Genomic DNA, 23481 nt, shown 5'->3' on the forward strand with positions numbered 1-23481 from the left:
GGTCAGGGAGCTGCGTTCTCGGTGTGCGGGGGGTCGGCGGGGCGTTCGGTGGCTGCGGGGCGTTCGGTGGCTGCGGGGCGTTCAGTGACGACGGGGGTGAAGAGGCCGGTCGTCTCGGTCATCGCGAGCAGGCGCTCGACCTGGGTGCTGGCCGCGGCGATCGCGAGGGTGCGGCCGGTGCGGTGCGCGGTGCTGCGCAGGCCCAGCAGGAGGTTGAGGCCGGAGCTGTCGCAGAAGGGGACGGCGGACAGGTCGACGTCGAGCCCGGTACCGCTGGCTCGCAGCGCGCGTCCGAGCGTCTCGTCCAGACTGCCGACGACGTCGAGGTCGATCTCGCCGCGGACCGTCGCACGGACCCGGTCCCCTTCCACGGCGAGCCGGACCAGCAGGCCCTCGGCGACGTGCAGGTCCGCGGGCAGGATCCCGCCGGCCGGGGGCTCCGGGGGCGACGTGGGGGGTGGAGGAGTCGGGGTCGGGGCGGCGGGGCGCGCCACGGGCGGCTTACCGCGCATGGTCTCTTCTCCTGCCTGTGAGCCACGGGACGACGTCTCCAGCGTCTGCCGAATCCCTTCTCACGTCAACCGATACGTGAACGGGAATTCGTCAATGGCAATGCGTGCAATCGGGTTCGGTCGTGCGGGCCATCGGCGGGCCATCGGCATGTCACCGGCGGCGCGGTCAGCGCAGCAGGACGGCCAGCAGTTCCGCCAGCGTCGGGCCGCTGTCGGCGGGGTGGCGCAGCTGCTTGCCGTCGATGACGCGGTAGACGTTGGAGCGCCCGACCCGGCGGTGGCTGAGGTAGCCCGCCTCTTCGAGGTCGACGATGATCCGCTGGACCGCTCGCTCGGTCAGCAGGCAGCTGGTCGCGATGTCACGCACCCTGATGCCCGGGTCCCGGGCGATCTGCACCAGGACGCGCGCGTGATTGGTCAGGAACGTCCACTGGCGCCCGATGGCCTGCTGCTCTTCCACGCCCTCAGGATAGGGCGGTCGCGTTGGCTGAGACATGAGAGGAATTCGCCTGCTCCTTCCCGCTTTTCTCCTCACTCAGAGGCTTCCCGTCCCGACCCTGGCGTGTCCCCCGATATCCCTCCGTCAAACACCGCGCGCAAACACCGCGCTCAAACACCGCGCTCAAACGTCGCACGCCTCTGCCCGACACCGCTGACCTCCTGCCACGGCACCGACGGCCACTCGCACGCGGTTTGCCGCGCCACCCATCGGGCAGCCGCCCGGCCGACACGAGCCAGGGGCCGGCGGCCCGGCCGCCCCGCGCCGTTCCCAGGACGGAGACCGCGACATGCCCATCAACCCCGAAACCCCCCAGCCCGAGCCGCCCGCCGACCCCGGACCCGACCCCACGGACACCACCGACACCACCGACGCCAAGGACGCCAAGGACGCCGCACTCGACGCCTTCCGCGCCCCCGACCCGGACGGCCCGCTCACCACCGACCAGGGTGTGCGCGTCGACGACACCGACAACTCGCTCATCGTCGGCGACCGCGGCCCCACCCTGCTGGAGGACTTCCACCTCCGCGAGAAGCTCACCCACTTCGACCACGAGCGCATCCCCGAACGCGTGGTGCACGCCCGCGGCGCCGGCGCCTACGGCTTCTTCGAACCGTACGAGTCGCTCGCCGGGTTCACCTGCGCCGACTTCCTCCAGGAGGCCGGGCGCCGCACCCCGGTGTTCGTACGTTTCTCGACCGTGCAGGGCCCGCGCGGCTCCGCCGACACCGTACGGGACGTCCGCGGCTTCGCCACCAAGTTCTACACCCGGCACGGCAATTACGACCTGGTGGGCAACAACATGCCGGTGTTCTTCATCCAGGACGCCGTCAAGTTCCCGGACTTCGTCCACGCGGTGAAGCCCGAACCGCAGAACGAGATCCCCACCGGCGCCTCCGCGCACGACACCTTCTGGGACTTCTGCTCGCTCCAGCCCGAGTCCACCCACATGCTGATGTGGGTGATGTCCGACCGGGCCATCCCGCGCAGCTACCGGATGATGCAGGGCTTCGGTGTGCACACCTTCCGCCTGGTGAACCGGGACGGGCGCGGCACGTTCGTCAAGTTCCACTGGCGGCCGCGGCTCGGCGTCTGCTCCCAGGTGTGGGACGAGGCCCAGATCACCGCCGGGCGGGATCCGGACTTCCACCGCCGGGACCTGTGGGAGGCGATCGCCGCGGGGGACTTCCCCGAGTGGGAGCTCGGTGTCCAACTGGTCACGGCGAAGGACGAGTTCGCCTTCCCCTTCGACCTGCTGGACCCCACGAAGCTGATCCCGGAGGAACTGGTGCCGGTGCGCCCGGTGGGGCGGATGGTCCTCGACCGCAACCCGCAGAACTTCTTCGCCGAGACCGAGCAGGTGGCCTTCCACACCGCCAACGTGGTGCCCGGGATCGACTTCACCAACGACCCGCTGCTCCAGGGCCGCAACTTCTCCTACCTGGACACCCAGCTGATCCGCCTGGGCGGCCCCAACTTCGGCCAGCTGCCCGTCAACCGCCCGCTGGCCGACGTGCGGACCAACCACCGCGACGGCTACGGCCAGCAGGCCGTCCACTCGGGGACGAGTTACGCACCGAACTCGGTGGGCGGCGGCTGCCCGTTCACCATGGGCGGCGGCCACCTGCCGGAGGGGGTGTTCCAGCACTACCAGGAACGGGTCAACGGCAGGGCGATCCGGCGGCGCAGCCCCAGTTTCGCCGACCACTACAGCCAGGCCGCGCTGTTCTGGCGCAGCATGGCGGGCTGGGAGCAACGGCACATCACCGCCGCGTTCGCGTTCGAGCTCGGCAAGGTGGGCGACGAGGAGGTGCGGCGCCGGATGGTCGGCAACCTGGTGCGCGTGGACCCCGGCCTGGCGGCGGAGGTCGCCCGGCGCATCGGCCTGCCCGAGCCGGAGCCGACGCCCGGGGACCGGGCGGCGGCGAAGGGCGGCGAGGCGGCGGGCCCCCGGGTCTCCCCCGCGCTCAGCCTGGAGAATCTGCGCGGCAGCGGCATCCGTACCCGCAAGGTCGCCGTGCTGGCCGCGCCCGGGGTCGACGGCGGCCAGGTGAGGGCCGCGCACGAGCGGCTGGGCGCGCAGGGCGCCGTGGTGGAGACGCTGGCCGCGCACGGCGGTCACGTGGCCGCGCGTGGCGGTGACCCTCTGCCGGTGGACCGCCCGCTGCCCACCACCGCCTCGGTGCTGTACGACGCGGTGGTGGTTCCGGACGGCGTCGGGCCCGCGCTGGCCGCCGATCCGGACGCCGTCCGCTTCCTCGCCGAGGCGCTGCGCCACGGCAAGCCGGCGGCGCTGCTCGGCTCCGGCGTCGAACTGGCCCGGGCGGGCGGTCACGACGCGCCCGGGGGCCTGGCCGGCGTCGCGCTCCACGACCCGCAGGAGTCGACGGATCCGGCCCTGTGGGACGGCTTCGCCCGGCTGGTCGAGCAGCACCGCTTCCCGGAGCGCTGACACCGCGCCGACACCGCAACGGCGGCCCCGGCCCGGACGTCCGGGCCGGGGCCGCCGCCAGGGGGTGTGGTCAGGGGGTGTGGTCAGGGGGTGTGGTCAGGGGCGTGAACAGGTGACGAGGCTCAGCCGGGGGTGATCCGGCCTCGCCAGGCGCCCTGCTCCCGGCCCTGGTCCTCGATGAAGTCCTTGAAGCGCCGGAGGTCCCCCTTGACCCTGCGGTCGACCATGCCCAGCATGTCGCCGGTCTTCTCGGCCATCCCCTCCGGCTGGAAGTTGATGGCCAGGTTGATCCGGGTGTGCCGGTCGTCCAGTTCCTGGAAGGTGACGACGCCCTTCTGCCGCACGTCGCCGTCCGTCGTGCGCCAGGCGATCCGCTCGTCGGGCAGCTGGTCGATGATCTCGGTGTCGAACTCGCGGGTGACGCCGCCGATGCTGGTCCGCCAGTGGTTGTGGCGCTCGTCCAGCTGGGTCACCGCGTCGACGCCCTCCATGAAGCGCGGGAACTCCTCGAACTGGGTCCACTGGTTGTACGCGGCGTGCAGCGGCACGTCGACGTCGACCGTCTCCTTCACCATGCTCATCTGGGGCCTCCTCACGTGTGCGGTGGCCGAGCCCTTCCCGGCCGCCCGCGCGCCTGCCCGCTGCGCCGCGCCCTAACCCACCCGCACGCCGCGGCACCGGCCGCCCTGCCCGGCGCCGGCGCTACGACGTGCGGCGGGCCTGGACCACGGCGCGCCCGGCCAGCGCGCCGCCGTAGACGGTGTAGCCGACGCCGATCAGCCAGGACTGGACGATCAGCACCGTCCCGACCGTCCCGTAGGAGACCGCGTTGGACACCAGCAGCGGGGCGAAGACCAGCCGGGAGAAGAGCCGCAGGCCCGCCAGCGCCACCATGGTCGCGACGGCTCCGGGCAGCAGCTGCCTCGGCGGGACGCGTCCGGCCAGCAGCAGGTGCTGGAGCCACCAGAACAGCAGGAGGCCGCCGACGGTCGAGACCGCGATGCGGAAGGAGGGCTGGACGGACGAGTGGTGCCAGGGCATGCCGCTGGAGGCGGCCAGCACGATGTACCCGATCAGCCCGGCCAGGCCGAGGGTCTGGCGCCAGACGGCGTGCCAGGGGCCGCGGTCGAGTTCCCACACCCGCTCGTACACGCCCTGGACGGACGCCATCAACGAGACCCCGAAGACCGCCAGCGCGGCCAGGCCGAAGCCCGTGGTCGTGCTGAGCACCTGGCCCCGGGAGGCGAAGAGCCGGTGGACGGCATCGGCGCCGGGCCCGCTCAGGCCGAGGCCGTCGGTGATCCACTCGGAGATCCCGCTGCCGCGCGCGGGGAAGGCCGCCGCGATGACGATCAGCAGCGGCACCAGGGTCACGAAGAAGAGCGCCGCGAAGGCCATCGAGCGCTGGAGCAGTTCGATGGTGCGGCCGTGTTCCCACACGCCGACGACGGCCGCCCGCAGGACCTGCCACCAGCTGCGGGCGATCTCCACCAGCCGGCTGTGGCGGCGCACGCCGCTCAACCCAGCACGCCGCACGGCGACGGCGGCGACGGGGACCGCCACGGCGGGGACGGCGGGGACGGCGGAGACGACTGGGACTGGGACGGGGACGGGGACGGCGACGGTCGGTTCACGGCCACTGGATCCTCGCTGTGCTCGACGCCCACGGACGGACCTGCCCCGTCAGGATGCCACCGCGAGGGGCGCGTCCGGCGCTCCGGCGGCGCGACCGGCGCCCGGTGCCGCCGGGTGGTCGCGCGCGGACACCACTCCTCCCGGACGCGGAACACCCGCCCGCCAGGCGCCGGACAGGCCGTCAGCCCGCGGGCAGCCGCAGGTCACACCACACCGTCTTGCCCGGCCCCGACGGGTGCCAGCCCCAGCGCAGGGTGAGCCGGCTCAGCAGGAACAGGCCGAGGCCTCCCGGCTCGTCCGGGGGGTGCGGGGCCCGGGGCAGCGGCGGGTGCGGGCTGGAGTCGCTGACCTCGATCCGCAGCCGGCCGGTGGCGCGGATCAGGAGCAGCGTCCCGGGCTCGCCGGCGTGGCGCAGGGCGTTGCCGACGAGTTCGGAGACCAGCAGGACGGCGTCGGCGACCAGCAGCGGGTCACCGACGTCGGCCAGGAACTCGGCGGTGAAGGCCCGGGCGTCGGCTGCCGCTCCGGGGTGGGCCCGGAGCGGCAGCCGCTGCGCCCACGGCCTCGTGGGGAACGGGTGTCCGAGGGAAGGCCGTGGTCCGGTCATGCGGTCGCGTCCTTTCCCCGGCCCGGTGGGGGCCCGTGGTCGTCGTGGGATCGGCTGCGGGGGGCGTCGCGGCGCCTCCGGCGCCTCAGTGGCCGAACAGCTCAGTGGCCGAACAGGTGGCGGCGCCGGCCGCCGCGCGGGGGCTCGACCGGCAGGCCGACGTCCCGGCCGTCCTGCTGGGCGGCGCGTTCCTCCGGCGGCGCGGGCTGCTCGCCCTCGTCGGGCCGGAGGGACCGCTCGGGCGGGTCCGGCCGCACCACCGGTTGGGACCGCTGGTGGACCGCCCGGTGCGCGCCCGGCCGGACGTGCCGTCGGGACCGCCGGGCCGTCATCACCATCAGGGCCAGGCCCAGGCAGAAGAGCAGGGCGAGGGCCAGCCCGGCGAGGAAGATGCCCAGGCTGTCGAGCGCCGGCAGGTGGATGCCCAGCACCGTCGCCTGGTAGTCGGGCCCGCCGGAGAGGTTGTCCGCGATCAGCAGTCCGGCGAACGCACCGGCCGCCGCCATCAGCACGAGTCCTAGCAGCAACATGGGGAGTCCTCTCCGTCGTTCGGTTCCGGTCGCCCCCGCAGGGTCGCGCCTACCCGGGCGGGCCCGCGCCTAACGCCGCGCTTCGCAGGCCCGCTCCCGCTCGGGGCGAGGTGACTGTGAGGGCGTTACCGGGGAGGGGGCTACCGGCTCTGGACGGCGATCAGGCAGGTGTCGTCGTCGGTGTCGGCGGGGCTGAGGTCCAGCAGGCGGTCGAGGTAGCGCTCCAGGTCGGGGCCGGGGGCTCCGGCGTCGCGGATCAGCTGGTCGACGGACTCCTCGACCGGGCGGTCCCGGCGTTCGACCAGCCCGTCGGTGTAGAGGACCAGGACGTCGCCCGGCGGCAGGTGGGCGGTGTGCTCCTCGTACCGGGCGTCGTCCAGGGCGCCGAGGAGCACTCCGTGCGGCAGCGGCAGCACCTGGGCACCGTCCGCTCCGACCAGGATCGGGGGCAGGTGCCCGGCCCGCGCCCAGCGCAGTTCGCCGCCGGCCGGGTCGACGAGCACGCAGACGGCCGTCGCGGTGATCTGGCCGGGTTCGCGCAGGGCGACGGTGTTGGCCCACTCCAGCATCCGGGCCGGGCCGGCGCCGGTGACGGCGAGGCCGCGCAGCGCGTGCCGCAGGGCGACCATGCCGGTGGCCGCGCCGACGCCGTGCCCGGCGACGTCCCCGACGGTGAGCAGCACCCGCTTGTCGGGCAGCAGCAGCACGTCGTACCAGTCGCCGCCGACCCGGTCGTGCTGGGCGGCGGGGCGGTAGCGGACGGCGGCGCGCAGGCCGGCCGGGCCGAGCGGGGGCGGAGCGGCGGGCAGGATGGCCTGCTGGAGCCGCAGCGCCAGTCGCTCGCGGTCAGCGGTCTCCTGCTCGCTGTCGGCCAGGCGTGCCCGGGTGGCGCCGAGGGCGACCTCCGTACGGTGCTGGGCGGACACGTCGTGGAGGGCGCCGCGCACACCGGTGAGCCGGCCGTCGTCGTCGAGGACGGGTTCGGCGATCACCCGGGTGTACCGGTGGGTGCCGTCCCGGTGGACCAGGCGGACGACGGCGGAGGCGGTCCGGTGCCGGCGCCGGACGGTGTCCAGCAGGCGCCGGATCGCGGGCTCGTCGTCGGGGTGGGCGTGCCGGGCGAGTTGGGCCAGCGGTACCGGGTCGGTGTCCGGCGCCAGCCCGTAGATCTCGTGCAGGCCGTCGCTCCAGCGGATCCGGCCGTCGGCCGGGCACTCCTCGAACCCGGCCACCCGGGCCAGCCGCTGGGCCTGGCGCACCAGGGCGGTCTGCTCGGTCTCACCGGCCCGCGCGGTCTCCCTCTGCCAGCCGACCAGCACGCGGCCGCCGACGGGGGCCGCCGCGAGCAGGACGGTGGCGGGAAGCGCGAGTCCGCCCTGCTGGAAGACCAGCCGGACCCGCTCGCCGGCCAGCGGGGCCCCGGTCTCGTGCACCCGGAGCAGCCGTTCGAAGAGGCCGCCGGCGCACGCGGCCGGGTAGACCTCCAGGAGCGAGGCGCCCTCCAGCGTGTCGCGGGGGCGGCCCAGCGGGTCGCGGAAGTGCGTGTTGGTGCGCAGGAGCGTGAAGTCGGCGATCTCTCCTCGGCGGACGACCGGCTCCAGCAGCAGGGCGGGGGTGGGCAGTCCCTCCAGGAGCGCGGTGTCGTCACCGGGCGGGACGGGGGCGGGAGCAGGGACGGAAGCGGGGACGGAAGCACCGGTGTCGGCGTCGGCCAGGAGGGTCGCGCAGAGGTCGGCGAGGGCGTGGAGCCGGCGGCGCTGGGGCCCGCCGAGCACGGGTACGGGGGCGGGTTCGGGGCCGGGGCCGGGTGCGGGGCCGGGGCCGGGTGCGGGCCACAGGACCTCCAGCGCGCCCCGGCGGCGGCCTGCGTCGATCAGCGGGAGGACGGCCCGGGCCGAGCCGGCTCCCACCGACGGGCCTGCGGCCTCCGGATCACCGGGCCACAGCTCCGCGCCGCCGACCACCACGCGCTGGGCCGGGGTGGGGACGCCGGGTGGCACCCGGCTCCAGGCGTCGGCCTCGGCGGCGGGCAGCCCGGCGTGCGCGGCGAGGGCGAGCGCGCCGCCCGGCAGCCGCAGCCACAGCACGACGGCGTGCGCGCCGAGCGCGTCCGCCGTCTGCTCCAGGACGGCTTCGGCGACGCCCTGCAGATCGGAGACGGCGGCCAGCGCGGGCGTCACGTGGTCGGGCGTCGCGTGGTCAGGCGGCGCGAGGTCGGGCGGCGCGAGGTCGGGCGGCGCAGGATCGGGCGGCGCAGGATCGGCCGCCCCGGGTGCCTGGCCGGAGACCCCGGCGATGTCGGCGGCCAGGGCCGCCACGGGCACGGCGGCCTCCCGGGCCAGCCGGGCGAGGCGGGCGGCGGCTTCGGCGGGCAGCAGGCCGAGGCGCTCGGCCAGGATCCCGGTGGCCAGGTCGACGGCGGCGCGGGCGCGGGCGTCGGCCCGCACCCGGGCGGCGGCGCTCTGGAGCCGGCGCACGGTCTCGGCGAGGGCCCGGGCCGTGGTGTCCGGGGGCTCCTGCCCGGTGGTCATGGCGCGTCCAGCCAGTGCTGCATCCGGCCGAGCAGGTGTCGGGTGTCGACGGGTTTGGTGACGTGGTCGTCGGCGCCGGCGGCGAGGCTCTTGTCGTGGTCCCCCGGCATGGCCTTGGCGGTGACGGCGATGACCGGCAGGCGGGCGAAGCGCTCGTCGGCGCGGATGGCGGCGATCGCGGCGTAGCCGTCGAGGCCGGGCATCATCACGTCCATCAGCACGAGGTCGGTCTCGGGGTGGGTGCGCAGCAGGTCGAGCCCGGCGCGGCCGTCGGGGGCGTGCAGCACGGTCAGGCCCTGCTGTTCGAGGGCGGCGGCCAGGGCGAAGACGTTGCGCAGGTCGTCGTCGACGATCAGGACGGTGCGCCCGGCGAGCGTGTCGTCGGGGGGCGGGTCCGGGTCGGCGGCGGGCGCGGCCGGATGCCGTCCGCCGAGCAGGTGGATCACGCGTTCCCGCAGGTCGTCCAGGCCGTGGATGAGGTCGACCCGGCCGATGGCGGGGTCGGAGCGGCCGCTCGGGCCGTCGCCCTGGTAGCCGAGGACGGGGGTGTCGTCGGCCAGGACGTCGAGCAGGGTGGGCGCCAGTTCGCCGGAGTGGGCGAGGTCGAGGACGACGCAGCGGTAGCGCCCGGCGCCGAGGGCGGCCCGCAGTTCGGCCTCGTCCCCGACGCTGTGGAGCCGGACCGGCTGCTCCGGTGTGCCCAGCGCGTCCGTGGCGTCGCGGGTGACCAGGGTGAGCAGGCCCGGCGGGTCGGGTTCGACGACGAGGACGTGCGGGCGGTCGGCCGGCGGCAGCGGTACGTGCCCCAGTGGCAGGTGGAGGGTGAAGCGGCTGCCCAGGCCGGCGGAGGAGCGGACGGTGAGGGTGCCACCGAGGAGCCGGGCGAGTTCGCGGCTGATCGACAGCCCGAGGCCGGTGCCGCCGTAGCGCCGGCTGGTGGTGCCGTCGGCCTGTTGGAAGGCGCCGAAGATGCTGTCCAGGTGGGCGGGGTCGATGCCGATGCCGGTGTCCTCGACGTGGAACGCCACCGCTGCGGCCGCGCGGCCGAGCTCGGGCGGCAGGTCGGGGCGTTCGGCGTGCTCGATCCGCAGCCCGACCCGGCCGACGTCGGTGAACTTGACGGCGTTGGAGAGGAGGTTGCGCAGGACCTGGCGCAGTCGGGCCTGGTCGGTGACGAGTTCCTGCGGCACCGAGTGGTCGACCTCGACCTCGAAGGCGAGGCCCTTCTGGTCGGCGAGCGGTTTGAAGGTCGACTCGACGTACTCCAGCAGCTCGCGGACGGCGAAGGGCGCGGGGGCCAGCTCCATCTTCCCGGCCTCGACCTTGGAGAGGTCGAGGATGTCGTTGATGAGCTGGAGCAGGTCGGTGCCGGCGGAGTGGATGACGCCCGCGTACTCGACCTGTTTGGGGGTCAGGTTGCCGGTGGAGTTCTGGGCGAGCAGTTGGGCCAGGATGAGCAGGCTGTTGAGCGGGGTGCGCAGTTCGTGGCTCATGTTGGCCAGGAACTCCGACTTGTACATCGAGCTGAGGCTCAACTGCCGGGCGCGCTCCTCCAGTTCCTGGCGGGCCTGTTCGATCTCCAGGTTCTTGGCCTCGATGTCGCGGTTGCGCTGGACGAGCAGGGCGGCCTTCTCCGCGAGTTCCGCGTTGGAGTGCCGTAGTTCCTCCTGCCCTTCCTGGAGCTCTTCGGAGCGGGCCCGGAGTTCGGCGGTGAGGTGCTGGGACTCGGCGAGCAGTTCGTCGGTGCGGGCGTTGGCGAGCAGCGTGCCGATGTTGACGCCGCAGGACTCGGCGAACCGCGTCAGGAAGTCGCGGTGGACCGGGGTGAACGGGTGGACGGAGGCGAACTCCAGGACGCCGAGCAGCCATTCCTCCAGGGCGATCGGCAGGATCACGAGCGAGCGGGCGTCGGCGGCACCGGAGCCGGAGGAGATGACGGCGTAGCCGGGTGGCAGGTCGTCCACGGCGATGGTGCGCCGGGTGCGGGCGGCCTGGCCGAGCAGGGATTCGCCCGGGCGCAGCCGTTGCGGCGGTGTGTCCCCGACCGGGCGGCCGTAGGCGCTGATCAGGGCGAGTGCGGGGCCGTCGGCGGTCTCCTCGGCGAGGTAGAAGGCGCCGTACTGGGCGCCGACCAGGGGTGTCAGTTCGTCGGTGATCATCTCGGCGACGGCCCGGATGCCCCGCCTGCCCTGGATGGCGGCGGAGAAGTGGGCGAGGTTGGTCTTGAGCCAGTCCTGCTCCTGGTTGGCCCGGGTGGTCTCGCGCAGGGAGCCGACCATGGCGTTGATGTTGTCCTTGAGGTCGGCGACCTCGCCGGAGGCGTCCACGCTGATCGAGCGGGTGAGGTCGCCGGCGGCGACGGCGCTGGTGACCTCGGCGATCGCGCGGACCTGCCGGGTGAGGTTGCCGGCCAGCTCGTTGACGTTCTCGGTGAGGCGCTTCCAGGTGCCGGAGACGCCCTCCACCCGGGCCTGGCCGCCGAGCCGGCCTTCGCTGCCGACCTCCCGGGCGACCCTGGTCACCTCGGCAGCGAAGGAGGACAGCTGGTCGACCATCGTGTTGACGGTCGTCTTCAGCTCCAGGATCTCCCCGCGCGCGTCCACGTCGATCTTGCGGGTGAGGTCGCCCCCGGCGACGGCCGTGGTGACCTGGGCGATGTTGCGCACCTGGCTGGTGAGGTTGTGCGCCATGAAGTTGACGCTGTCGGTGAGGTCCTTCCACGTCCCGGCGACGTTGGGGACGCGGGCCTGGCCGCCGAGGATGCCCTCGGTGCCGACCTCCCGGGCGACCCTGGTCACCTCTTCGGCGAAGACGCACAGGGTGTCCACCATGGTGTTGATCGCGTCGGCGAGGGCCGCGACCTCGCCCTTCGCCTCCACGGTGATCTTCCGGGACAGGTCTCCACGCGCGACGGCCGTCGCCACCTCGGACATCGAGCGGACCTGGCCGGTCAGGTTGGAGGTCATCACGTTGACGTTGTCGGAGAGGTCCTTCCACGCTCCGCTGACGCCCTTGACGGTGGTCTGGCCGCCCAGGTTGCCGGCGGTGCCGACCTCGCGGGCGACCCTGGTCACCTCGCCGGCGAACGCGGACAGCTGGTCGACCATGGTGTTGAAGACCATCGCGATCTCCCCGAGCACGCCGGGCTGCTCGGGCGCGAGCCGGGTGGCGAAGTCCCCGTCGCGTACGGCGGTCAGCCCGGCGAGCAGGTGCCGCAGGGCCTGCTCGGCCGGGTCGGCGCCGGGTACCGGCCGCTCGTCCATCCGTCCCACCGCCCGGGTCCGCCGCACGGGCGGGATGCCCGACCGGGCTCCCCGACCCCGGGGCGGCGGGCCGCCGCCCTGCTCCCACTGTGCCACCGGACGGCGAAGGGCGACAGGCAGGACAGGTGTCGCTCCGGCGGGCCGGGGGGCCGGGGGGCCGTCCACGACCGCCGTCCGCGCGTTCACTCCGGTGGCGCGTCCCGCAGCACGAAGACCTCGACGGCCCCGGTCAGTTCGAGCATCCGCAGGACCAGCGGGCGGGGGCGGGCCAGTTCGATCCGGCTGCCCTCGGCGGCCGCTCGGGCGTGGGCCCGGAACATCGCGTTGAGCCCCGTGGAGTCGCAGAACTCCAGGCCCGCGCAGTCGAGCACGATGACGGTCAGCGGCGCGGCCAGGGCCGCGTCGAGGGCCGTGTGCAGGGCGCCGACCGAGTCGAGGTCGAGTTCGCCGTCCAGCGCGAGGACGGTGCCGCCGGCCCACGGCCGGGCCCGTGCCGTGAATCCGCCCGTCTGCGGGACACGGCCGGTCGGTGGTCGGCGGGTCATGGTGTCGGCTCCTTCCGTTGGCGGCCGGTCGGGCGGTTCACGCCGTGCGGTACGCGTCCGCCCTGGCGGGTGCGAGGCGCAGGCCCGTGGCCGGGGGCGCCGTCCGCGCCGGAGGTGACGGTGCCACCCGCCGGGTCGAGGGTGCCGTCGAGCACGGTGCTCCTCCTTCATCGCGCTTCATCGCGCTTCGCCCACGACGGCCCCCCGCAGCGCGGCTATCCGCTGCGGGGGGCCGGAAACGCCCGGGAGGGAGGTGAATCAGCGCGGCGCCTCGGGTGCGGCGGCTTCCTCGTCGTTCACCGCGCCGTCGTTCACCGCGCCGTCGTCCGCTCCCCCGTCTTCGGCCGGACCGGCGGGTTCGTCCGCCCAGCCGGGGGCGTCGCGGTCCTCCAACTGCTCGCGCAGGCTGGCGAGGGTGGCGGTGAGCAGGCGGGAGACGTGCATCTGGGAGACGCCGATGCGCTCGGCGATCTGGGACTGGGTCCAGCCGTCCCAGAAGCGCAGCTTGAGCACCGTCTGATCGCGGCACGACAGCCGGGCCAGCAGGGGGCGCACGGCGGTGCGGAAGTCCGCGAGTTCGATGCCGGGGTCGCAGGCCCCCATGCGGTCGAGCATGGCGCTGCCGCTCTCTTCGAGGTCCTGCTCGCGCGCCGCGTCCAGCGAGTCGGGCCGGTAGACGCGGCCGGCGACCAGGCCCTCGGTGGCCTCCTCGACGGTGATGTGAAGGTCCTCGGCGATCTCGTCGGGGTGCGGGAGGCGGCCGAGTTCCTGCTCCAGCCGGTCGGATCCGCGGGCGACGGTCAGGTACAGCTCCTGCATGCCGCGCGGGACCCGGACCGGCCAGGAGGTATCGCGGAAGAAGCGCTTGATCTCACCGGCGATGGTGGGGATGGCGTAGGTGACGAACTCGACGCCGCGGTGCGGATCGTAGCCGTCGACGGCCTTGATCAGGCCGATCGTGCCGACCTGGAGGATGTCGTCCATGTCCTCGGCGCGATGCCGGAAGCGGGCGGCGATGAAGCGCACCAGCGGCATGTTGAGTTCGATGATCGTGCCGCGCACGTAGCTGTACGCGTGTGTTTCGCGGGCGAGTGCGGCCAGGCGCTCGAACAGCGCGTCGCTGAGTTCGCGTGCCTCGTACTTGCCCATCGCGCGCAGTTGCGCGTCCGTCGGGCGCAGTGGCACGTCGGGCGGCAGGCCGGACGGCGGGGCGGCCGTACGGTCGGTGGGGCGACCGGTTTCCAGCGTGGTGGACACGGTGGCTCTCTCTCCTGGGGCATCGGGGCGAACGCCCGGCGCCGCGAGCGGCTCGCGCCGAACGCGACGGGGCTGCTTTCCGGAGGACTTTCCGGAGGACCTGAGCCCGGCTTGGTCGGGCGACGGTCCCGGTGGCACCCGGCGGGGGTGCGGACGCGACTGGCTGAGATCCACGGCCGCGTCATGCGTTCTCTACCCGACACACGACTTCCGATTCATGTTTTGGGTGGTTTATTACCTTGTCCACGGGTACACGCGCTCGGGCAACGCCCTCCCACCGCGAAAAGGAGCGCCGCCATGCCCCGAGGATCCAGCCCCAAACGGGAGCGCCAGTACGAGCACATCAAGGAGAGCGCGCTCGACCGGGGCGAGAGCGAGAAGCGGGCCGAGGAGATCGCCGCCCGCACGGTGAACAAGGAACGCGCCCGGCACGGCGAGTCGAAGACCGCGAGCCGCAGCTCGATCCACGACATCTCCTCCGGCCGCCGCGGCGGGCAGCGCTCGCACACGGGGGCCCAGGGCCCGACCTACGACCAGCTCTACAACGAGGCCAGGCAGCGCGGCGTCAAGGGCCGTTCGAAGATGAACAAGAGCGAGCTGTCACATGCGCTGGGCCGTTGAGGAGGGTGTCATGAGGACGACGCCGGTGCGGACGACCACACCTCTGATGACGACCACGCCGGTGATGATGACCGTCCCGGCTCCCCCGGGCCCGGACACCGAACCGGTCCCCCACCCGAACCCCGCCCCGAAGCCGGGCGAGGACCCCGACCCGGCACCGCCGCCGATCCCGCCCTTCCCCGATCCCGACCCGTTCCCGGGCCCCGGTTCCGACCCCGACCCGGCACCGCCGCCGGTCCCGCACCCAGGTCAGGCCTGAGACCCCGCTAAGCCCTGAGACACCGCTCGGCCCTGGGACCCCGCTCAGCCCTGGAGTGCGCCGGGGTCCACCGGGGCCGCGACCTCCAGCCAGACCAGCTTCCCCTCGCCCTCGGGCAGGCAGCCCCAACCGCGCGCCAGCCGGTTTACCACCCGCAGGCCGTGGCCGCCGGGACGGCCCGGATCCGCGAACGGGCGCAGCTGCGGCGCGGCCGGGCTGGCGTCCGAGACCTCCACCCGCAGCCGCTCGCCGTCCCAGCCCAGCCGCAGTTCCCGGGGACCGCCGGGCGCGTGCAGGCACGCGTTGGTGACCAGCTCCGACACCATCAGCAGGACGTCCTCCGCCGCCGCCAGCCGCCTGACATCCGGCGCGGGCAGCCAGTGCCAGGCGAGCAGCGCCGCACGGCTGAAGTCCCGGGACCGCTGGACCGCGCCCTCACTGCCGGCCAGCACGAGCCGCCTGGTCCGGTCGGAGCCGCTCCGCCCCGGGCCGGAAGCCGTGTTCCTCCGACCGAAGTCCTTCGGCAACGCTCCTTCCCCGGGGCTCTTCATGCCGGGTTCTCCTCACTCCACGTCGTCGCGGCCGCGCTGCGGCGGGTCCGCGGTCCTCAGAGCGGCGTCGAGGTCGGGGTGGATGCGCAGCACCGTGTCGGCCTCCGTGATCGCGAACAGCCTCGCCACCACGGGCCTCGGACCGGCGAGTTCCAGCCGCAGACCGGCCGCCTCGGCGTCCAGGCGTGCGCGCAGCAGCAGGTTCAGCCCCGTGGAGTCGCAGAACCGCAGGCCGGTGAGATCGACGACGATCCGTTCCTCGCCCCCGGCCACCGGCCGGGAGAGCGCCGTCCACAGACCGTTCGCGCTGCCGTGGTCCAGCTCGCCTTCGACGGAGCCCACCCGCGCGCGGCCCTCCCGGCGCACCGCGACGCGCAGGCCGCCGGATCGCTGCTCCCCCTCGCCCCCGCTGGGCTGCTCGGCTGGCCGTGGCACGGCGGGCTCCCGGTCCGGTCGCGGCGGCGTCATGTGGTTGCGACCACCATCCCGTGCGGCAGGTCGGGTCGCGCGGACGGCCCGGGCCGGACGGACCGCCACCCCGGGCAGAGCTACCGCCCCGGGCAGGACCGCCGCCCCGGGCAGACCCGGGCTCACCACCCGCTCCTCGTCCATGCCCCGCGTGTGCCCACAGCCGCGGCGGCTACACGTGTGAGGGAGCAGGAGGCGATCACCATGCCCGCGCCGCAGGGCCTCGCGGCGCTGCGGGTCGCGCTCGCGGCGCGGCTGTGAACGCGAGCGCTCGCGGCCCGCCGCCCGTTTCCTCACCCTCACCGTTTTCGTGCCCTCGCCCGTTTCCGGCCCGTCGGCCCGGGTAGCCGCGCGACGCCGGACGAAGCCCGGCAGACGCCAGGGAGGCCGCCCGTGCGAGTGAACGGCGCGAGACCGGCCCGGCGGCGCCACCCGACGACCCGGGTGGTCCTGCCCCGGGCGCGCCCCGTCGTGTCCGACGGGTCCGAGGGCCGCGTGCCGGCCGGGCTGCGGACCGCCGCCGGGTACACCTGGCGGCTGCTCCTGCTCGGCGTGGCCGCCTACCTGGCCGTCTCCGTCCTCGGCCGACTCCAGTTGCCCGTCATCGCCGTGTTCCTGGCGCTGGTCATCACCTCGGTCCTGCGGCCGCTCGTCGACCTGCTGGCACGGGCGCTGCCCCGCTCGATCGCCGTCCTGCTGGCCCTCGTGTGCGCCATCGTGGTCGTGGGCGGCGTTCTGGCCCTGGTGGGGACGACCGTCGCCGGCGAGTGGGGCCGGCTGGGCACCGAACTGCACGGCGGCCTCGGACGGATCGACCACCTGCTCACCGGCGCCCCCTTCCATCTGCGCGCCGGCACCATCACCGACCTGCGGGCCAAGCTCAGCGAGTTCATCACCGCCCACCGCTCGGCGCTGCTCAGCACCGCGCTCAGCGGGGCGAGCCGGGTCGTCGAAATGCTCACCGGCCTGGCACTCGCGGTGTTCTGCTCGGTGTTCTTCCTCCACTCCGGCGACCGGATGTGGTGCTGGGCGCAGCACCAGCTCCCGGCTCGGTCACGACCCGCCTGGAACCGTGCGGGGCACGCCGCGTGGCGCACCTTCGCCGGCTACACCCGGGGTGTGCTGATCGTGGCGGCGACCAACGCGGTGCTGGTCGGCGTCGCACTGGCCGTCCTGCGGGTGCCGCTCGTACTGCCGCTGATCGTGCTGGAGTTCGTCGCGGCGCTCGTGCCGCTGATCGGCTCCCCCATCGCGCTGGCCGTCGCCGCGCTGGTCGCCCTGGCGGCCCGCGGCCCGCTGGTCGCGCTGCTGGTGCTCGGGCTGATCGTGGTCATCGGCCAGATCGAGGGCCACCTGCTGCACCCGCTGGTCATGGGCTGGTCCGTCCGGATCCACCCGGTGGCGATCGCGCTGTCGGTGATCGGCGGCGCCGTACTGGCCGGTGTCCTCGGCGCGGTGGTGGCCGTGCCGGTGGTGTCGGTCGCCTGGGCGGTGGTCTGCGAACTCCGCGACCACGGCCCGCCACCCCGCCGCCCGGGCCCACGAACCAACCCTCCAACGGCACCCCACGGTCAACCGCCCCACCACCCCGCCGAACACCGACACCCGCACCGCCCCACCCCCGGCCGCGACACCCGGTGACCGGCCGGACCGCACCACACCGCCGCCACCTCGGCACCCCCTGCACCTACGGGGTCGCCGCCGAACGGTCGGATTCGCGCCAGAGTCGCACGCGACCCGTTCCCTTCCCGCCCGGGCGTCGTTGGGCAGGTGATCGATGCGACCCGGCCCGGACGGTCCGCGCATTGCCAGGTGACCCGCCCAGGGCTCGACCAATCGGCATGACGAGGGAGACTGACGATGAAGCTGAGTGTTCGACGCGGACTGCTGGCAGCGACCGCCACGGTCGGCCTGATCCTGGCGGCGGCCGCGCCGCAGGCCACGGCCGCCAGCCCGCAGCACCCCACCTCCACCACCAGTACCGAGCAGGCGGGCGGGCAGCGGGTGGCGCCGGGGGACCCGGTCCGCGACGGGAGCCCGGACTCCGCGGTCGACCGGGTCGCCGACTTCTACGGCGCCTACATCGACGCCGTCTCCGACGGCACCGACAACCTGTCGGACGGCCTGCGCGCCCACTACCTCACGGCGGACCTCCAGCAGCGACTGGCCGCCTGGGAGCAGGCCAACCACGCCGACGGCGTCCTCCGCGCCCAGGACGTGCCCACCCACTGGGAGGTGCGGTACCACGACTCCGGAGCCGGCCACCTCTTCACCACCGTCACGCTCACCTGGGGCACCGGCCCCAACGCCACGCACACCAGGCTGGCCGTGCAGAGCGACCTGAGCACCAAGCTCATCTCGGACATCGAGGACGCCCCGGCCGGATACTGACCCGGCTCCCGGCGACTGCCGTCCGTGGTGGGACCGGCTCCCGAGCCGGTCCCACCACTGCCGTCGCCGCATCGTCCGATGCGCACTCGCGCCGTTCTGCCACCGGCGAAAAACCGGCCCGGCCGGGCTCGACGCTCACTACAGTCCGGTCCCATGACGACGGTTACCGCGCGCACGGTCGAGTACCCGGCCGACGGCCTCACGATGATCGGGCACCTCGCGCTCCCGGCCGGTACCGGCCGCCGACCCGCGGTCCTGGTCGGGCCCGAGGGGCCGGGGCTGAACGACTTCCAGCGCCGCCGGGCCGACGCCCTCGCCGAACTCGGCTACGTGGCAATGGCCTTCGACATCAACGGCGGGCGCTGGTTCACCGACCCGCAGGAGATGCTGGCGCGCATCACTCCCCTACTCGCCGACCCCGACCGGATGCGGGGCATCGGCCACGCGGCGCTCGACGTGCTGCTCGCCGAACCGCGGACCGACCCCGACCGGATCGCCGCCATCGGCTACGGCACCGGCGGCGCGATCGCACTGGAACTCGGGCGCGACGGCGTCGACCTGCGCGCGATCGGGACGGTCAACGCCCTGACCACGGGCCGGCCGGGCGAGGCCGCGCGCATCCGCTGCCCGGTGTGGGCCGGGGTCGGATCGGAGGACCCGATCATGCCGCCCGCGCAACGGGACGCGTTCGCCGCCGAGATGCAGGCCGCAGGCGTCGACTGGCGCCTCATGGTCTACGGCGGCGCCCTGCACGCCTTCCACCACCCGACGGTCGGCCACGCCGTGCTCCCCGGCGTCGGCCACCACCCCCGGCACGCTCAGCGCGCCTGGCGCGACATCGTCGCCCTGCTCACCGAGTGCCTGCCCGTAACGGAGTGACCCGGTCGGCGGACCCGACCTGCCCGACCTGCCCGACCTGCCCGGCGAGTCAGGCGAGTCAGGCGAGTCATACGTCGGGTTCTGCGATCCGACGCACCAGGTGATCGCCCTCGAACCAGCGGCTCAACAGCCGGTGAACCGGGTCCGCACTCCCCGCCTGGTCTCCACGGCCCCAGCCCCAGCCGGCTCCCTGGGCGGGCGGCGTGCCCCCGGTCATCGCGGCCAAGCGGATCAGCGCCGTCTCGGTAGCGCTCGCGTCCTCCATCCCGAGGGCCCACATGAACACCTGCGGATCCGCGGCGGCCGCCAGGACCGGGGAGAGCCCGCATCCGGCCGAGTACCACAGGGTGTTTCCACGGCGCCGCGCGTCCCGGAACTGCTCGGTCCACGTCCTCTCGTTCCTCGTTCGCCTGGCCACGTTGCCCGACCTGCCGATGTACAGCACCGGATGACCGACCGCCCCCGCGTCCACCCAGACGTAGATGCCCGATCCGGTCACCTCGTCCGGACTCTCCGGCCCGACCGCCGCACGTATCGTGCTGATGTCCATGCACCCCTCCCAGGTCTCACGAAGGACGCCGACTGTACTGATCGGCCCCGGCGGCCACCTCGACGGGGCACCCCTGTTGCCGGCTCCCATGACCGTGACCCGCACGAACCCGGCGGTTCGGCGGACCGACGGCGACCCCCTCTGCACAACCGATCGGCGATCAGAAGCATCAAAGCGCGCCTCATCCCCGGGGATCGAACAACCAAACGACCATCAAGCCACAACTACCAGTTGTGCCTATAGAGTGCCGCCATGGACCTCGACACCGTTCGGACCTTCGTCGCCGCCGCCGACGCGGGGCAGTTCCAGGAGGCCGCCGCCGAGCTGGCCGTCACCCAGCAGGCCGTCTCCAAGCGCATCGCCGCGCTGGAGCGCAACCTCGGCGTGCGGTTGTTCACCCGCACCGCACGCGGGGCCGAGCTCACCATCGACGGGCAGGCGTTCCTGCCCCACGCGCGCGAGCTGCTGCGCGCCGCCGAGCGCGCGGTCGAGTCCGTGCGCCCGGGCCGCCGTCCGCTGCGCGTCGACGTGATCAACTTTCGCGGCTCGGCGTCAGGCTTGATGCGCGGCTTCCACCGCGCGCACCCCGAGATCGACCTCGACGTGATGATGCTGTTCGAGATCGAGACGGCCATCAACGCCATCCGATCCGGTGCGATCGACGCATCCTTCCGCGCCGTCGTCGCGCCCGGCCGGCCCCTTCCCGAGGACATCGAGTCCGTCCGGGTGATCGACGAACCGCTCCAGCTCCTCACGGGTCCCGCCCACGCGCTGGCGGGCGCCCGGTCGGTGACCGTCGCCCAGCTCGTCGGGCACCGGATCTGGATGCCCGGCATCGTCCCCGGTACCGAGTGGGGCGCCTACTACGACGACCTCGTCGCCGAGTTCGGCCTCACCATCGAGGCGACCGGCCCCAACTTCGGCTCCGACGCGCTCCTCGACACCATCGCCGACACCCCGGCCCTGGCCACCTTCATGGGCGAGCACACCCGCCTCGTCTGGCCCGCCGACCACGGCCTGCGCCGCATCCCGGTGACCGACCCGACGCCCGTCTACCCCCACTCACTCCTCTGGCACCGCGACAACCCCCACCCAGCCCTCGCCACCCTCCGCACCCACCTCGCCGCCACCACGCCGGGCCACGACGCCCCGGGCACCTGGACACCGGACTGGGTACGCCCCCGCTGATTCTGTTCACAACAAGGGACAGCGTTTGTTCACCGGTTTGGGCAGCGGACGCCACTGGCAGCTGATTCGAAATGTTCACGAGTTTCGACAGCAGCGGCAACGACGCCCGGGTGTTGTCGTCCCGGGGTGGGATGGCCCTTGTCGTCGGGGGCTGGCTGGCGGTGCGCACGGCAGCGTGCCGGGGCACGGTGGCGTTCGTCCGGATCGGGGTTCATGCGGCCGCGTCGACGAGGGCTTGGAGCAGGCGCTGGGGGTCTTCGGCGAGTCGGTTGCAGATGTAGAGCCACCATTCCGTGCCGAAGACGATGTACTCGCGGGTGGGGTGGCCACGCTCGGCCATGGCGTCGAGGCGGTCGGGCCCGAGGCCGAGGAGGGTTTCGAACTCCCAGGGGGCAGAGCCCTGGTTCTTCCTGCCGACGTAGTGGTCGATACGGTCGATCAGCTCCCAATCGTGGGTGGCGAACGAGCACAGGTGACCCGAGTCGGCCAGCTGTTGCGCGTACTTCAGGTAGGCGGTGGTCAGGGCCGGTCCTTCCCGGCGGTGGGCGATGGTCTCGGGTTCGAGGAAGGCGCCCTTGACCAGGCGGATGCGACCGGGACGGGTGAGCAGCTCCGGTAGATCGTCTGCGGTGCGGTGCAGGCGCGCCTGGATGGTGATGCCCACGTGGTCGAACCGCTCGCACAGCGTGCGGTGCAGGGCCAGGACCGCGTCGGTACGGTCGGAGCCTTCGGCCGAGATCATCATCTCCCGCCCGGTGGCAGCGGTGGCCTGGGCGATGCGGGTGGCGTTGGCCAGCGCGAGCTCTGCGTCGACGGCGAGGCCGATGTGGGAGAGGTCGAGGGAGATCGAGCACTCGGGCGGCAGCAGCCGGGCGGCGGCGAGGAACGTGTCGGTCTCTTCGGCGGCCCGCTGCGGGTCGCGGCAGCTCTCGCCCATGTACTCGACATTCACGCGGTGGCCGGCGGCCAGGATCTGCTGCGCGCGGTCCAGGGCGTCGGGGAGGGTTTCGCCGGCAAGGTACCGCCGGGCGACCTTGCGGGCCAGGGGGCCCAGGACGGGGTCGCCGGGGATGCGCCACTTCAGCTCCTCGTCGAGCGCGAGTGCGCGCAGGATCTGGGCCGTCTGTGACAAGAGGGCGGCGTTGGTGGCGGGAATGTGCGTGGTCATCCGGGTTCCTGGCTGTTCGCGCGGTTGAGGTTGAGAGGGAACGCCTTCGAGCCTTCCAGGACGGAGCACCCGCTGGGAGTGGCAGAAACGACGGATAGGCTGAAGTTCCTGCCACTGTCGTGAGAGGAGATCGGGAGCCGGTGCTTCGCGATGTCGCCGTCCTGGCCCTTCAAGGCGCCCACGCCTTCGAACTGGGTGTGTTCTGCGAGGTCTTCGGCATCGACCGCAGCGACGATGCGCTCCCCGTCTACGACTTCGCTCTTGTCTCAGGAACCGGCGACAGCGTGCCGATGCGGCACGGCTTCGAGGTCCGGACCCGGCACGGCCTGGAGCGGCTGGCCTCGGCGGACCTCATCTGCGTCCCGGCCTACGACCCGTACGTGCGGCAGCCGGACAACCTGGCGGAGGAACTACGGGCCGCCGTCGAACGCGGCGCCCGCGTCCTGAGCATCTGCACCGGGGCCTTCCTACTCGGCGAGGCCGGGCTGCTGGACGGGCGGCGCTGCACCACCCACTGGCGCTACACCGACGAACTCGCCCGCCGCCACCCGCGCGCCCGGGTCGAGTCGGACGTGCTCTACGTCGACGAGGACCCGGTCATCACCGGCGCCGGCACCGCCGCCGGCGTCGACACCTGCCTCCACCTCATCCGCAAGGAACACGGCAGCGCCGTCGCCAACGCGATCGCCCGCCGCATGGTCGCGCCCCCGCACCGCGACGGCGGCCAGCGCCAGTACCGCGAACGCCCCCTCCCTCGGCACGGGACCGGTTCCCTTGCCCCCGTCCTGGCCTGGATCGAAGCCAACCTCGACCAGGACCTGACTGTCGAGGCCATGGCCCGCCAAGCCCACCTCTCCCCGCGGACCTTCGCCCGACGCTTCCGGCAGGAGACCGGGACCACCCCGCTGCAATGGCTCACCGGACAGCGCGTCCTGCTTGCCCAGCATCACCTGGAGACCACGGACGAGCCGGTCACCGTCGTCGCCCACCGCGCGGGCTTCGGCAGCATCGACACCCTCCGCCACCACTTCGCCCGGCGCCTCGGCACGACGCCGCAGGCCTACCGGCGTACCTTCGGAGCCCCGCCCACCAGCGGATGACCCGCCCAAGTCCACAGCTCCACAGGGTTCGCGCAGGTGCTGTCGATTCTCGTGAACATCGAACAGAGCACCCGCCCAGCGCCTCCCGAAGTACTGAACATTTGCCGTCCAGATTCGTGAACAGAGCCACCCCCGCTGAATCGCCACCGCACCCGCGGTCAGCAGAAGCTCTGCTCCCGGGACGCTGTGGGCACGCGCCTGGTGATCTCGTCGGACGTGCCGACAGCGTCGACCGTGACGAGGAGATCCTGCCCGGCGCAGTGCTGGGTGGCTGGGTGACCGGTTCCAGCATCGTCTCGTAAGACCTGGGCCGACCACTGACGGCGTTCTCGCTGCCGCGGCGAATGCGACGGGCCGCCAGACGGCGGCCGCAGCCACGAGCCCGGCACCGAAGTTGGTTCCCGCGTACGGCGTCGGGGGGGGGGGGGGGGGGCGCCCGGGGGGGGGGCCCCCCCCCCCCCCGGCGCGGGGGGGG

The 23481-nt window shown here is 73.6% G+C and carries 23 protein-coding genes; 8 read left to right on the forward strand and 15 right to left on the reverse strand.

Annotation, left to right across the window (positions count from 1 at the left end):
- Positions 1 to 2: 2 nt before the first annotated feature.
- Positions 3 to 512, reverse strand: coding sequence for an STAS domain-containing protein (locus tag ABT015_RS12240; protein ID WP_350878719.1), 510 nt, complete (start codon positions 510 to 512; stop codon positions 3 to 5).
- Between the two features lie 166 nt (positions 513 to 678).
- Positions 679 to 1008 (reverse strand): helix-turn-helix transcriptional regulator, encoded by a 330-nt coding sequence (locus ABT015_RS12245; protein WP_350878721.1) that lies wholly within the window; start codon positions 1006 to 1008, stop codon positions 679 to 681.
- A gap of 292 nt (positions 1009 to 1300) precedes the next feature.
- Here ABT015_RS12245 and ABT015_RS12250 point away from each other — a divergent pair, with 292 nt between their 5' ends.
- Complete coding sequence (locus tag ABT015_RS12250; RefSeq protein ID WP_350878723.1) at positions 1301 to 3463, forward strand: catalase; 2163 nt, start codon at positions 1301 to 1303, stop codon at positions 3461 to 3463.
- 122 nt (positions 3464 to 3585) lie between these two features.
- Here ABT015_RS12250 and ABT015_RS12255 read toward each other — a convergent pair whose 3' ends face one another.
- The 9 genes from ABT015_RS12255 to ABT015_RS12295 all read right to left on the reverse strand — a co-directional run bounded on the left by ABT015_RS12255 (position 3586) and on the right by ABT015_RS12295 (position 13831).
- On the reverse strand, positions 3586 to 4044 hold the full coding sequence (locus ABT015_RS12255) for an SRPBCC family protein (RefSeq protein WP_350878726.1): 459 nt from the start codon (positions 4042 to 4044) through the stop codon (positions 3586 to 3588).
- A gap of 121 nt (positions 4045 to 4165) precedes the next feature.
- The gene (locus tag ABT015_RS12260) at positions 4166 to 5026 is read right to left on the reverse strand and encodes a YhjD/YihY/BrkB family envelope integrity protein (RefSeq protein WP_350878728.1); all 861 of its coding nucleotides are present in this window, start codon (positions 5024 to 5026) and stop codon (positions 4166 to 4168) included.
- A gap of 253 nt (positions 5027 to 5279) precedes the next feature.
- On the reverse strand, positions 5280 to 5705 hold the full coding sequence (locus ABT015_RS12265) for an ATP-binding protein (RefSeq protein ID WP_350878731.1): 426 nt from the start codon (positions 5703 to 5705) through the stop codon (positions 5280 to 5282).
- Positions 5706 to 5806: 101 nt separating this feature from the next.
- Positions 5807 to 6235 carry a hypothetical protein gene (locus tag ABT015_RS12270; RefSeq protein ID WP_350878734.1) on the reverse strand — a complete coding sequence of 143 codons (429 nt, stop codon included), beginning with the start codon at positions 6233 to 6235 and terminating at the stop codon, positions 5807 to 5809.
- A gap of 140 nt (positions 6236 to 6375) precedes the next feature.
- Positions 6376 to 8766, reverse strand: a complete 2391-nt coding sequence (locus tag ABT015_RS12275; protein ID WP_350878736.1) for a PP2C family protein-serine/threonine phosphatase — start codon at positions 8764 to 8766, stop codon at positions 6376 to 6378.
- Positions 8763 to 12029, reverse strand: coding sequence for a hybrid sensor histidine kinase/response regulator (locus ABT015_RS12280; protein WP_350878738.1), 3267 nt, complete (start codon positions 12027 to 12029; stop codon positions 8763 to 8765). Before ABT015_RS12280 ends, ABT015_RS12275 begins: the two co-directional genes overlap by 4 nt.
- A 182-nt stretch (positions 12030 to 12211) precedes the next feature.
- Positions 12212 to 12574 (reverse strand): STAS domain-containing protein, encoded by a 363-nt coding sequence (locus ABT015_RS12285; RefSeq protein WP_350878741.1) that lies wholly within the window; start codon positions 12572 to 12574, stop codon positions 12212 to 12214.
- A complete protein-coding gene (locus ABT015_RS12290) occupies positions 12571 to 12729 on the reverse strand; it encodes a hypothetical protein (protein ID WP_350878742.1) in 159 nt (52 codons plus the stop codon). Before ABT015_RS12290 ends, ABT015_RS12285 begins: the two co-directional genes overlap by 4 nt.
- A 103-nt stretch (positions 12730 to 12832) precedes the next feature.
- Complete coding sequence (locus ABT015_RS12295) at positions 12833 to 13831, reverse strand: SigB/SigF/SigG family RNA polymerase sigma factor (protein ID WP_350878743.1); 999 nt, start codon at positions 13829 to 13831, stop codon at positions 12833 to 12835.
- Between the two features lie 297 nt (positions 13832 to 14128).
- Here ABT015_RS12295 and ABT015_RS12300 point away from each other — a divergent pair, with 297 nt between their 5' ends.
- Together ABT015_RS12300 and ABT015_RS12305 are read left to right on the forward strand one after the other, a co-directional pair.
- Positions 14129 to 14452 carry a plasmid stabilization protein gene (locus ABT015_RS12300; protein WP_350878744.1) on the forward strand — a complete coding sequence of 108 codons (324 nt, stop codon included), beginning with the start codon at positions 14129 to 14131 and terminating at the stop codon, positions 14450 to 14452.
- A gap of 10 nt (positions 14453 to 14462) precedes the next feature.
- Positions 14463 to 14711, forward strand: coding sequence for a hypothetical protein (locus ABT015_RS12305; protein WP_350878745.1), 249 nt, complete (start codon positions 14463 to 14465; stop codon positions 14709 to 14711).
- Positions 14712 to 14755: 44 nt separating this feature from the next.
- On the opposite strand, the gene ABT015_RS12310 is transcribed toward ABT015_RS12305, so the two are convergent.
- Positions 14756 to 15262, reverse strand: coding sequence for an ATP-binding protein (locus ABT015_RS12310; protein ID WP_350878746.1), 507 nt, complete (start codon positions 15260 to 15262; stop codon positions 14756 to 14758).
- A gap of 12 nt (positions 15263 to 15274) precedes the next feature.
- Entirely contained in the window at positions 15275 to 15697 is a 423-nt protein-coding gene (locus ABT015_RS12315) for an STAS domain-containing protein (RefSeq protein WP_350878749.1), read from the reverse strand.
- 504 nt (positions 15698 to 16201) lie between these two features.
- Here ABT015_RS12315 and ABT015_RS12320 point away from each other — a divergent pair.
- From ABT015_RS12320 to ABT015_RS12330, 3 genes are all read left to right on the forward strand, one after another.
- The gene (locus ABT015_RS12320; protein ID WP_350878752.1) at positions 16202 to 17371 is read left to right on the forward strand and encodes an AI-2E family transporter; all 1170 of its coding nucleotides are present in this window, start codon (positions 16202 to 16204) and stop codon (positions 17369 to 17371) included.
- 219 nt (positions 17372 to 17590) lie between these two features.
- Positions 17591 to 18121, forward strand: coding sequence for a hypothetical protein (locus ABT015_RS12325; RefSeq protein ID WP_350878753.1), 531 nt, complete (start codon positions 17591 to 17593; stop codon positions 18119 to 18121).
- Positions 18122 to 18274: 153 nt separating this feature from the next.
- Positions 18275 to 19000, forward strand: a complete 726-nt coding sequence (locus tag ABT015_RS12330; RefSeq protein ID WP_350878754.1) for a dienelactone hydrolase family protein — start codon at positions 18275 to 18277, stop codon at positions 18998 to 19000.
- A gap of 67 nt (positions 19001 to 19067) precedes the next feature.
- Here ABT015_RS12330 and ABT015_RS12335 read toward each other — a convergent pair whose 3' ends face one another.
- Positions 19068 to 19550 (reverse strand): hypothetical protein, encoded by a 483-nt coding sequence (locus ABT015_RS12335; protein WP_350878755.1) that lies wholly within the window; start codon positions 19548 to 19550, stop codon positions 19068 to 19070.
- 252 nt (positions 19551 to 19802) lie between these two features.
- On the opposite strand from ABT015_RS12335, the gene ABT015_RS12340 reads away from it, so the two are divergent.
- Positions 19803 to 20738 carry a LysR family transcriptional regulator gene (locus ABT015_RS12340; protein ID WP_350878756.1) on the forward strand — a complete coding sequence of 312 codons (936 nt, stop codon included), beginning with the start codon at positions 19803 to 19805 and terminating at the stop codon, positions 20736 to 20738.
- 211 nt (positions 20739 to 20949) lie between these two features.
- Here ABT015_RS12340 and ABT015_RS12345 read toward each other — a convergent pair whose 3' ends face one another.
- Complete coding sequence (locus ABT015_RS12345) at positions 20950 to 21906, reverse strand: proline dehydrogenase family protein (protein ID WP_350878757.1); 957 nt, start codon at positions 21904 to 21906, stop codon at positions 20950 to 20952.
- A 140-nt stretch (positions 21907 to 22046) separates the two neighbouring features.
- Between ABT015_RS12345 and ABT015_RS12350 the strand changes: the two genes are divergently transcribed.
- The gene (locus ABT015_RS12350) at positions 22047 to 23006 is read left to right on the forward strand and encodes a GlxA family transcriptional regulator (RefSeq protein ID WP_350878758.1); all 960 of its coding nucleotides are present in this window, start codon (positions 22047 to 22049) and stop codon (positions 23004 to 23006) included.
- Positions 23007 to 23481 lie beyond the last annotated feature (475 nt).

The organism is Kitasatospora sp. NPDC094016, from assembly GCF_040304045.1.
Lineage (GTDB): Bacteria > Actinomycetota > Actinomycetes > Streptomycetales > Streptomycetaceae > Kitasatospora.

Bases quoted from the DNA above. Each gene is read 5' to 3' on its own strand.
- ABT015_RS12240 (WP_350878719.1), bottom strand. From the start codon at position 512: ATGCGCGGTAAGCCGCCCGTGGCGCGCCCCGCCGCCCCGACCCCGACT.
- ABT015_RS12245 (WP_350878721.1), bottom strand. From the start codon at position 1,008: ATGTCTCAGCCAACGCGACCGCCCTATCCTGAGGGCGTGGAAGAGCAG.
- ABT015_RS12250 (WP_350878723.1), top strand. From the start codon at position 1,301: ATGCCCATCAACCCCGAAACCCCCCAGCCCGAGCCGCCCGCCGACCCC.
- ABT015_RS12255 (WP_350878726.1), bottom strand. From the start codon at position 4,044: ATGAGCATGGTGAAGGAGACGGTCGACGTCGACGTGCCGCTGCACGCC.
- ABT015_RS12265 (WP_350878731.1), bottom strand. From the start codon at position 5,705: ATGACCGGACCACGGCCTTCCCTCGGACACCCGTTCCCCACGAGGCCG.
- ABT015_RS12270 (WP_350878734.1), bottom strand. From the start codon at position 6,235: ATGTTGCTGCTAGGACTCGTGCTGATGGCGGCGGCCGGTGCGTTCGCC.
- ABT015_RS12275 (WP_350878736.1), bottom strand. From the start codon at position 8,766: ATGACCACCGGGCAGGAGCCCCCGGACACCACGGCCCGGGCCCTCGCC.
- ABT015_RS12280 (WP_350878738.1), bottom strand. From the start codon at position 12,029: ATGGACGAGCGGCCGGTACCCGGCGCCGACCCGGCCGAGCAGGCCCTG.
- ABT015_RS12285 (WP_350878741.1), bottom strand. From the start codon at position 12,574: ATGACCCGCCGACCACCGACCGGCCGTGTCCCGCAGACGGGCGGATTC.
- ABT015_RS12300 (WP_350878744.1), top strand. From the start codon at position 14,129: ATGCCCCGAGGATCCAGCCCCAAACGGGAGCGCCAGTACGAGCACATC.
- ABT015_RS12305 (WP_350878745.1), top strand. From the start codon at position 14,463: ATGAGGACGACGCCGGTGCGGACGACCACACCTCTGATGACGACCACG.
- ABT015_RS12310 (WP_350878746.1), bottom strand. From the start codon at position 15,262: ATGAAGAGCCCCGGGGAAGGAGCGTTGCCGAAGGACTTCGGTCGGAGG.
- ABT015_RS12325 (WP_350878753.1), top strand. From the start codon at position 17,591: ATGAAGCTGAGTGTTCGACGCGGACTGCTGGCAGCGACCGCCACGGTC.
- ABT015_RS12330 (WP_350878754.1), top strand. From the start codon at position 18,275: ATGACGACGGTTACCGCGCGCACGGTCGAGTACCCGGCCGACGGCCTC.
- ABT015_RS12335 (WP_350878755.1), bottom strand. From the start codon at position 19,550: ATGGACATCAGCACGATACGTGCGGCGGTCGGGCCGGAGAGTCCGGAC.
- ABT015_RS12340 (WP_350878756.1), top strand. From the start codon at position 19,803: ATGGACCTCGACACCGTTCGGACCTTCGTCGCCGCCGCCGACGCGGGG.
- ABT015_RS12345 (WP_350878757.1), bottom strand. From the start codon at position 21,906: ATGACCACGCACATTCCCGCCACCAACGCCGCCCTCTTGTCACAGACG.